This is a genomic window from Mucilaginibacter sp. 22184 (assembly GCF_052045695.1).
Taxonomy (GTDB): domain Bacteria; phylum Bacteroidota; class Bacteroidia; order Sphingobacteriales; family Sphingobacteriaceae; genus Mucilaginibacter.
The window spans coordinates 600,016-610,395 of record NZ_JBQEPI010000002.1 but is presented as its reverse complement, the minus strand read 5'-3'; the positions used below and the strand labels follow the sequence as shown (position 1 = coordinate 610,395).

Annotated in this window: 4 protein-coding genes and 2 pseudogenes; 4 read left to right on the top strand and 2 right to left on the bottom strand. The window is 43.9% G+C overall.

Annotation, left to right across the window (positions count from 1 at the left end; genetic code table 11):
- Nucleotides 1–260: pseudogene (locus ACTJKG_RS07480) on the bottom strand (cytochrome b/b6 domain-containing protein); the annotation flags it as partial.
- A 208-nt stretch (nucleotides 261–468) separates the two neighbouring features.
- On the opposite strand from ACTJKG_RS07480, the pseudogene ACTJKG_RS07475 reads away from it, so the two are divergent.
- The 4 genes and pseudogenes from ACTJKG_RS07475 to ACTJKG_RS07460 form a co-directional block, all read left to right on the top strand.
- Nucleotides 469–742, top strand: a pseudogene (locus ACTJKG_RS07475) (response regulator transcription factor); the annotation flags it as partial.
- A gap of 60 nt (nucleotides 743–802) precedes the next feature.
- Complete coding sequence (locus ACTJKG_RS07470; protein ID WP_440738816.1) at nucleotides 803–1,066, top strand: winged helix-turn-helix domain-containing protein; 264 nt, start codon at nucleotides 803–805, stop codon at nucleotides 1,064–1,066.
- Between the two features lie 80 nt (nucleotides 1,067–1,146).
- Nucleotides 1,147–3,993 (top strand): TIM-barrel domain-containing protein, encoded by a 2,847-nt coding sequence (locus ACTJKG_RS07465; RefSeq protein WP_440738812.1) that lies wholly within the window; start codon nucleotides 1,147–1,149, stop codon nucleotides 3,991–3,993.
- Nucleotides 3,994–4,003: 10 nt separating this feature from the next.
- A complete protein-coding gene (locus ACTJKG_RS07460) occupies nucleotides 4,004–5,584 on the top strand; it encodes a GH39 family glycosyl hydrolase (RefSeq protein ID WP_172332968.1) in 1,581 nt (526 codons plus the stop codon).
- Nucleotides 5,585–5,799: 215 nt separating this feature from the next.
- Here the strand turns inward: ACTJKG_RS07460 and ACTJKG_RS07455 are convergent, their stop codons facing one another.
- Nucleotides 5,800–10,362 (bottom strand): molybdopterin cofactor-binding domain-containing protein, encoded by a 4,563-nt coding sequence (locus tag ACTJKG_RS07455; RefSeq protein ID WP_440738811.1) that lies wholly within the window; start codon nucleotides 10,360–10,362, stop codon nucleotides 5,800–5,802.
- Between the last annotated feature and the right edge of the window lie 18 nt (nucleotides 10,363–10,380).

The window sequence follows — 10,380 nt, the reverse complement described above, 5'->3', positions numbered from 1 at the left end:
TTCCAGACGCTATCGCCAAGCGCGTGTGCAACTGAACCAGCCTGTTCGTTGCTTACTGTGGCACCGGCATTTTTTAATTGAGTTTTAATCAATGTTGATACAGGTCTTTCATCGGTAATGGTTGAATTGATCAACACGGTAATCAGTGAACCGCTGATAGCAATGGTGTTGGCCCAATGCCATAAGCGCAGTGAAGCCGAATATTTTTTTATAGGCTCGGGATGCCAAGTATCTTTACGGACAGGTGCTATAATTGCCATAGTGGTCTTAAGTTAGTGCTGGCTTCTAAAGTCATTTTGACGTTAATCTGATTTGATCTATTTATCTTGATCAATTGTTTGTAAATTACTGAATGAATATGAAGCAAATCTGTAGTCGCGATACGATTACCCAACTAATAAAATGATAGGTCGCATTATACTTCAGGTTCTCTTCAACTTTAAGCTTTACATTTGAATAAAAGCAGCTTTGAAAATCCTGGTAATAGAAGACGAGCAAAGTTTACGTGAGAATATCACAAACTATTTGAATGTAGATGGCAATATCTGCGAGAGCTGTAGCGCGCTAAATCCGGCCCTGCAGAAACTATCAGACTACGATTATGATTGTGTTTTGCTGGATGTCGGGCTCTGATGGAGAAGGGCTAGATGTGCTGCAATACCTTCGGACCAACCAGAAGAACGAAGGGGTATTGATCATATCTGCCCGGAACTCCCTGGAGGATAAATTAAAGGGACTGGATATCGGAGCCGACGACTACCTGACCAAACCTTTTCATTTAGCAGAGCTCAAGGCCCGCCTGATGGCAGTTTATCGCCGAAAGGCTTTAAATACCAACAATAAGTTAATATTTAATGAAATTACCATCGATGTGCAGGGCCGGACGGTTGAAGTTAATGAAACCTCTATTATCCTCACCAGAAAGGAATATGATATGTTATTGTATTTTATTGCCAATAAGGGAAAAGTTATCTCTAAAAATGCCATAGCTGAACATTTATGGGGCGATGAAATGGATATGCATGATAATTTTGATTTTATTTATACCCCCATCAAAAACCGGTAACAGGAATTTATCGCTTGCTATATATTAAAAAGCTCTTTTGTTAGTTACAACCAATTCTATATTATAACCTATTTAATGCTATGCTAAAACGTGTACTATTATGTGTCTGTACTATTTTTTCGGCTGCTTTGTTTACGCATGCCGCTGCTCAGGACATTTATAAAAAAGTAACCGACGGAATTATTGTTAGCCTGCCTCAAAAATCAGCGCAGGATTCCCGCCTGCTCCGGTTGCAGGTGATCTCCGATAAAATTATCCATGTAACGGCCACTCCTGAAAGTTCCTTTCCCCGCAACAAAAGTCTAATGGCCTTAGATCGCATCAATTCACCTGTTAACTGGAATGTTGTGCAAAAAGGCAATCAGTTATTGCTGTCAACAGCATCAGTCACAGCACATGTATTGTTGCCGCAAGGTCTAGTGAGTTTTACCGATAAAGCCGGCAAGCTTATTTTAAGCGAAAACGCTGAACGGACATTTACGCTTGTGTCCAACAATGGTGAAAGCTCCTATCATATTATCCAAAACTTTAACAGCCCGGCCAACGAAGCTATCTACGGCCTGGGTCAGCATCAAAACGGGGTTGTCAACTTTAAAAACCAACACCTGGAGCTACTGCAGAACAATACGGAAGTAGCGGTGCCATTCCTGGTTTCCAATAAGAACTATGGTATCCTGTGGGATAATTATTCCTTAACTAAATTTGGCGACACCCGCGACCTACAATCAATTTCAGGACTAAAGTTATTTTCCGCAGATGGGAGTGAGGGTTGGCTAACGGCTACCTATGCCAAAAAAGCCGACTCCACCAACGTTTTTATACAACGCCCCGAATCTGATATTGATTATTCTTTTCTGGAGGATATGAAGAATTTTCCTCAGGGTTATAAATTAGGAGAGGGTAAAGTAAGCTGGACAGGTTCGATCTCATCGGCTTATACGGGTAATCACCAATTTTGGCTTAAATATGCAGGTTATGCCAAGATATGGATCGATGGTAAATTACTGGCCGACCGCTGGCGTCAAGGTTGGAACCCCGGTACCGCAATACTGAATGTCGATTTGATCAAAGACAAAAAGTATCCCATCAAAATTGAGTGGCTCCCTGATGCCGATGAATCATTCATCGCGTTAAAATGGCTGAGTCCTTTAAGTAAGCAACAACAAAATAAATATACGTTCGACTCTGAATCTGGCAATCAGCTCAACTATTATTTTATATATGGAAAAAATGCCGACGATGTTATCTCCGGATATCGTACTGTTACCGGCAAGGCTGTCATAATGCCCCAATGGGCAATGGGTTTATGGCAAAGCCGCGAGCGGTATAAAACCCAGGATGAAATATTGAATACCGTAAAGGAGTTCCGGGCGAGGAAAATACCGCTGGATAATATTGTGGAAGATTGGTCATACTGGAAGGAAGATCAATGGGGTAGCCAGGAATTTGATGAAAGCCGCTTTCCTAATCCTGCCGGAATGATCAGTACACTACATGATCAATATCACATGCACTTCATGATCTCGGTATGGGCCAAATTTTATGAGGGGATTGATAGCTATAAGCACTTTGATAAAAATGGTTGGTTATATAAACGTAATATAGCAAACCGCCAAAGGGATTGGATAGGTAAGGGGTATTTTTCTACTTTCTATGATGCCTACAACCCGAAGGCCCGCGAGGCTTTCTGGGGGCTGATGAATAAGAAATTATACGCCAAAGGGGTGGATGCCTGGTGGATGGATGCTTCAGAACCAGACATAACTTCCAACCTGAATATACAGAGCCGTAAAGATTTTATGAATCCTACCTATTTAGGCTCATCTACACGGTATTTTAATGCTTTCCCGCTGCAAAATGCAAAAGGTATTTACGAGGGGCAGCGCGGTACCAATCCAAATACGCGTGTATTCCTGTTAACCCGATCAGCTTATGGAGGTTTGCAGCGATATGCGGCAGCAACCTGGAGCGGCGACATCGCTGCCCGCTGGGATGACATGAAAAACCAGATCCCCGCAGGGATCAACTTTGCCCTATCGGGTATTCCCTATTGGACTATGGACATCGGTGGTTTTGCCGTGGAGCACCGTTACGAGCAGCCAAATGAAAAAGAACTGGCCGAATGGCGAGAGCAGATAACCCGTTGGTACCAGTTTGGTTCATTTGTGCCCCTGTTTCGGGTACATGGTCAGTTTCCGTACCGCGAAATTTATAATATAGCGCCCGAAAATCATCCTGCTTACCAGAGTATGCTTTATTATGATAAGCTGCGCTATCGCCTGATGCCTTATATCTATAGCCTGGCAGGCATGGCCTATCACCATGACTATACCCTGATGCGCGGTTTAATGATGGATTACGGACAGGATGAAAAGGTGAAGAATATTGCAGACGAATATCTTTTTGGCCCAGCTTTGCTCATCAATCCTGTTTATACCTATGGCGCTACCAGTCGGAGCATTTATTTACCAAAGGGTAATGGCTGGTATAATTTATATGATGGAAAATATACATCCGGAGGGCAAACTATAACAGCGGATGCACCTTATGACCGCATTCCCGTATACATAAAAGAGGGTTCAATTATCCCTTTTGGCCCCGAGATACAATATACCGGCGAAAAACCTGCCGATTCGATCACCCTATATGTGTATACCGGCAAAGACGCCACCTTTACCCTTTATGAAGATGAAGGCACAAATTATAACTATGAAAAAGGCGCTTTCAGCACTATACAACTTACCTATAACAAAACAAGTAAAACGCTGACTATTGGTGACAGGAAAGGCAATTTTACCGGCATGCTAAGCAACAGGAAGTTTAACATCGTATGGATTAGCAGGAATAAAGTCGTACCGCTGCATTTTGAGCCGAATAGCGATCAGCAGATAGCTTATAAAGGGGAAAAAGTAACAGTTAAGCTTTAACCTCACCCTAATGAAAAATAAATTTTTATCACTTGTTGTAGGGAGCTTGCTTTTTGGTCATGTTTTCGCGCAGAATAATAATCTCGCCAAAACCGAGAGAATAATCCGTCTTGATTTTAACAAAGAAAAAGGAAGTCTCAACACCTCATTTAAAGAATGTGTAGGCGCTGGTCGTGCCAATGAAGGATTGCGGGCTGACTGGCAGCAGCAATTGGCTATGGTGAAAAAGGAGTGTGGTTTTAAATACATCAGGATGCATGGCTTGCTGACTGATGACATGGCTGTTTACAAGGAGGACGGGAACGGAAAGCCACAATATAATTACCAATATGTTGACGCCTTGTACGACTATATCCTAAGTATAGGCATGAAGCCCTTTGTTGAATTAGGATTTATGCCGGCGGCGTTGGCAAGCGGAAGCCAAACAATTTTTTGGTGGAGGGGTAACGTAACACCACCTAAAGATTATCAGAAATGGGAAGGTTTGATCCGTAACCTGACTCAACATTTTACAGAACGATACGGAACAGATGAGGTTAAAACATGGTATTTTGAAGTTTGGAACGAACCCAATCTGAAAGATGGTTTCTGGACCGGCTCTCAAAGCGATTATTTTAAACTATATCAATATAGTGCACAGGCTATAAAAAGCGTAAACCCGGCCTATAAAGTTGGCGGACCTGCCACAGCAGGGGCTGCATGGGTACCTGAAATGATAGATTTCTGCAACAAAAATTCTGTCCCTATAGATTTTATCAGCACACACGCTTACCGGGTAAAACAAGGGTTTTTGGATGAGTATGGGGCAACGGGGACCGTGCTCGATAAAAACAAGGAGAGTGTTAGCGGTGATGTTTGGAATTCACGCAAGCAAATTCAAAATTCCGCAATTCCAAAACTAGAATTACATTACACAGAATGGAGTTCATCTTATACGCCTGCTGATCCACTGCATGATAGTTACCATGAAGCAGCATACATACTTGAAAAACTGAAACAAACGGGATCTGCAGCCAACTCCATGTCGTACTGGACGTTTACTGATATTTTTGAGGAAGCGGGGCCAAGATTTACGCCCTTTCATGGTGGGTTTGGTTTAGTAAATACGCAGGGGATCAAGAAACCTGCATTCTTTGCTTATTCTTTTTTAAATAAATTGGGCGAAACCGAAATAGATGATCAGGACAAGTCTTCATGGGCCTGTAAAAATAAAAAAGGTGATGTTCACATCTTGTTATGGGATTATACTTACACCTTGCCCGATTCCGTTAATAACCAATCCTACTATACCCGCGATCTGCCTGCTAAATCAAAAGGCGAAGTTAAATTAGCTATATCAGGTATGCCTAAAGGAAAATACAGAATAGAGATTTGCCAAACGGGTTACAAAGTAAACGATCCCTACACAACCTATCTATCCTTCAATAAACCTGACCAATTAAGTAAACTACAGGTCGATCTGCTAAAAAAAGAAAATAATGGTATCCCCATTTTGAAAGAGAATATCACTATTAGTTCAACCGGGATATTTTCAAAGAAACTCCCGATCAGGGAAAATGACGTCTTTTTTATCAGTATGATCAAACTTTAATTAGGCATCCCGAGTGAAGAATTATTATTGAGAAACAATATTACGACAATCTTTTGCAGTCGAAAGAAGCAGCATAACAATCATGGTAACATTTTTTTTCAAAAAAATGTACAGAATACCACTATAGATGAAGTGATTGGCGGGCGATTTATATAAGTTGATGCAATATTATATAACACACCGCTGTTACCAAACAGCGGTGTGTTAATAGGTAATTAAACGTAATTATTGTCTATCTCACAAGCACGGCTTACCTCTTGTACAGTTGCAGGGGAGTCAAACCGAAATAGACCGCTTAAGCCCCGTTCTATTCTTGATGCTCTGATCGCTGCCTTTACCGCGAAAAACACAGATGCTGCCAATACCAGCGGCGGCTCCCCGATCTCCTTGGCAGACATAATATCTGTTGGATTTTCCGGAACATTCACCGAGCCCCTTGGGAAAAGATGCACATTCAGCTCCAGTGGAATGCTGGTGGTAGCCGGTGGTTTGTAGGTCCAGGTATTTAACGTGTTTAATCGTCCTGCATCCGGACCGTCTGGTTCAAATACCAATTTTTCAGATAACACATAACCAATCCCCTGAACAAAGGCACCTTCTACCTGACCAATATCAATAGCCTGGTTCATACTCCAGCCGGCATCATACACAATGTCAGAACTTAATATTTTGGTTTCACCGGTTAATATGTCAACCTCAACTACAGAGCAAGCGGCAGAATAAGTAAATCCACTGAAGGAATCAAACTCACCTGGTGCACCAGTCTTGCTGCTCTCATAACCAGGTATGATGGGCTGTTGATCATATGTTTTGTAGGTAATATTAGGGAAAGGCACCTCGCCACCATGAATGGGGATATTCAAACTACAAGTTAAGCTAATCCTGTTTTGGTAGGCCATGGCTACCAGGTTTTGCCAAATGATGGGGTGTCGTCCGCCTTTAAGAGGCTTAGCCTGCCAGCCAGCCGCTCCATAATTCCAAAAGTCAATACCTTGAGTTCCACACCAGTCGTCGCCCTTGATTTTGAGCATTTCGTACCCAAATTCAGTTATACGGCTTCTTAGCTGTTCGCAAACTCGCTTAACGGCTTCTGCGCTATAAGTTGTTCCGGTGGATGCTCCTGTACTGGTTGGATTGGTAACGATACTGGTTTTAGGGCTTTCAATTTCGATGAGAGTCATTGGGACATTCAAAATATAGGAGGCTACCTGGCGCACCTGTGTCAGTAAACCTTGACCCATTTCTACGCCGCCCTGATGAATAATGATACTACCATCCCCCTGATACACCGAAATCATAGCGCCCGCTTGTTCAAGCATGGTAAGGTTATAACCAGAGCCGTATTTTACCGGCATAATAGCTAACCCTTGCTTACGCCATTTGTTTTTTTGATTAAATTCCTCAACGGCGGCAACCTTGATATCATAATTGCAAACGTCTTTTAGATATTTCCAGACATCCTTCATATAACAATAGGAAAGTGCCTGACCAAATGGGGTAACGTCGCCGCGGTCATATAAATTTATTCTGCGTACTTCTTCAGCGGTCATATTAATAGAGAATGCGGCATCATCAATAGCATTTTCCATCATTACTTTACCCTGTACATCGCCAAAAGCTCTGAACGCCGTAGAAGGAGCTGTATTGGTACGGCAAACATCAATTTGCGCCTGGAAATTGGGAATGCGATAGGCATTATCTGCCCGGGTAATGATACAATTGGAAACAATGAACGAGCAATCATAAAATGCGCCTCCATCGCCCCACATCCGGTTCAGCAGGCCTCTGATTATGCCCTTGTGCGCCGGTGTAGTTTCGCCTTTATCTATAGCTACCTGATATTGTGCATAATAAGCATGCCTTTTACCGATCATGCCAGTATCCTGTTCACGTGTAAGAGCTAGCTTGACCGGTTTCTTTAGTGCTTTTGCGGCGACAGCGGTCGCTGCAGCCACAAAGCGTGTTTGCTCTGTTTTGCCACCAAAACCACCACCTACGGGTGGTACCTGTATATCTATGCTGTTATATTGAGCTCCCAATGCTGATGCAATAGTGCCATGAATAGTCATAGGGCTTTGTGTAGATGATTTGATCACTATTTTGCCACCGTCTACAGGTTCTGCTATAGCCGCCTGGGTTTCCATATAGAAGTGTACCTGCCCGCCTGTTAGCTGTGTTCCTTCAACAATCTGGCAAATGTTGCCATCTACTGTTCCGGTTCGGTTGATTATGTTTTTATCAAGCGCGCCTTTTTCGTTGATCCATTCCAATTGAGTGCCGGGCCTGGTTATGCGCCATATATGTGAAATAAAACTCGCTGTTGTAGGCCAGTCGGGATAAATATTGCCATGAGCAAGCGCATCATCAATACTTAAAACAGGTTTATTCTTCCAGCTTTTCGGGTCGGGATCTATTTGAACAGGAGTATAGGCAACACAGTTGTCTGCAACATATTCGGCAATTGTGGCGGCTTCAAGCTCGGTTTTGGCACCTACTAATGCAATAGTTTGGCCAACATAGTTAACCTGATCAATGGCAAAAACAGGCTGATCAGATCCCATGCCCTGCATATTGCTGGCGCCATTTTTGAAAGCTTCACTGGTAACCATGTCAACAAAACCTGCAAATGTTTGCGAAAGATAACTGCGTAAATCAGTAGTATTTGCACGCCCTTTTTTTCCGGGAATAATGAAATGGTAATCAGCCAAAGCCCGCCTGCTTTGTACCAGCGCCGCGTTTACCGTATTGGGAGGAACCGGCAGTTCATGTGTGTAATGTAACTGACCGGAAGCCTGTTCCATGGCCGTAAATTTCACATAAGGCTGGGCTACCGGCGCCCTGAAGTCCTGTGGGGCATAAAACTGTAAGCCATTACTAACGGGCCATCTGCCCCAGGTAATGTCTCCGCTTGATCGTAAGTGCGGTGGTACAGGGCCTCCTTTTTCCAACAGGGCTTTTACAATGGCCTTATAAAGAAAGGAAGCGGTTAATTGCTGTTTATATTCGTGCGTGAAACCTTCATCAGGAAGGCCTTTCATTCTGGGAGCCCATTGCGATAATATCACTCCAACCTCACGGTTAAGCGTTTCGATGAGCAAGGGGATCCTTTCCATCGATAACACGTTATTTTGCAGCATAACCTCTGTGCTTACGGCCCGCCATGGAAACGGCGCCAAACCTCCGAATACTATCGCCGCGTGTGTTACTTTAAGATCGGCGCCTAATCTGATGGTACAACTAGAGTTAACTATGCTGTGCGCATTGACATCGCGAAGGGCAACTTTTTGTGCCAGCTGAACATCATTACTATCTCCAAAAGGTATGTAAACAGATACCAGGATCATTCTTTGTGCCAGATCAGGGTGATTTTTGATGATGATCGACAGATCGTCTATATAAGCAGTAGTAGTCTGTCCTCTGAAGTTTTCGGGGTCGATGTATTCAATTTGGGCATAGCACCCCAAAAGCGCGGTCATTAAGTCCGACGGAAATGGCTCACCGGTTCCCGCAGCAATATGTTTGAAAACCAACATGGCATTACCACCTACAGTTGCCGCATTCCTTACGATCCTGCCGGCCGTACGTTGAGCCATAAAAAGTACCGCCCCCCAGGGCACAGTCTCCCGGTCCCTTCCTTCCGGTATGTTAACCGGGTATTTCTTTAGGGCCAATTCCAGCGTATCAATCAGATGGCTGTAAGTTGTGCCCGCGCTTACTTTTATCCCTTTTTTATCAACTACCGGAACAAAATTTAATTCCTGCACGTGACTGATATCGATCAAGCTGTCTGCATTCAGGAATTCTTGTTTGTATATTCCATAAGAAGTATTGGCATGTACAAGATGAGGTTTATGCCCACTATAAATTTTCCAATAATCAACCAGTTCACGCAGTGAAACCGGGCTAAGCCATTGCCTTTGATTATTCAAAACCGATACTGCTGGGGCAGGCTGTTTAGCTTCCGGTGGAAAAGGAATAACGATGAATGGGGCCGGCAATTGTTGTTGCACGGCCTCGTCGCCCAGGCATTTCATCCGTTCCAGTTCGTCTTGTTCCGTCCAGTCAGATGCAAAGGTTTTCATTCCCGTGAGTATCGGCCTGTACCCTGTACAACGGCAGATGTTGCCGTCAAAGATGGCCTCGATCTCTTTTTTTGTAGCATTTGGGTTATTAAAGATAAACTCAGACATGTTCATCACAAAGCCAACCGTACAATAGCCGCATTGTGTGCCATTATTCATGGCAAGGCGATGTGCCACCGGGTTCATACCCAGGTGACTGAGCTCTGAGGGATGTTGTGGAGTTGCAGTTTGCAGTAATAGGTTTGGTGAAATATCTGCATTTTCTGCCTTTTCAACAGCCATAGCTACTTCAGCCCTTTTTGCCTGGGCGTCTTCATATGCCTGCTGTGTTTCGGCAGGCAAGGGCAGATCTGCGGGCCGGCCGGCTCGGCTGGATACTTGGGTGTGAGTAAGAAATTCGGGATTGGGGCGTCGCGCACCGCCTGTGCCTTCAACGGTTGTAACCACCATGCCATCAACGGCGATCAGTGGTCGCAGGCATGAATTGATAGCACGGTGATGCTCTTTTTTTTCTTTCGCATCCCAGTCAGACAGGATCACGGTGCAACCACCGCAACCGCCTTGCCCGCACGGTTTTTTAGGGCCGGCAAGATTTACCTCCGGCGAGCGCAGATAATCTATTAATAAGGTATCAACCGGCGGATCTTGTACAACAACCTGCCTGCCGTTCAAAAAGAAGGATATGGAATTGCTCATGGTAGTATCAGCTTGAAT

Coding starts and splice junctions, on each gene's coding strand:
- ACTJKG_RS07470 (WP_440738816.1), top strand. CDS start 803: ATGGCAGTTTATCGCCGAAAGGCTTTAAATACCAACAATAAGTTAATA.
- ACTJKG_RS07465 (WP_440738812.1), top strand. CDS start 1,147: ATGCTAAAACGTGTACTATTATGTGTCTGTACTATTTTTTCGGCTGCT.
- ACTJKG_RS07460 (WP_172332968.1), top strand. CDS start 4,004: ATGAAAAATAAATTTTTATCACTTGTTGTAGGGAGCTTGCTTTTTGGT.
- ACTJKG_RS07455 (WP_440738811.1), bottom strand. CDS start 10,362: ATGAGCAATTCCATATCCTTCTTTTTGAACGGCAGGCAGGTTGTTGTA.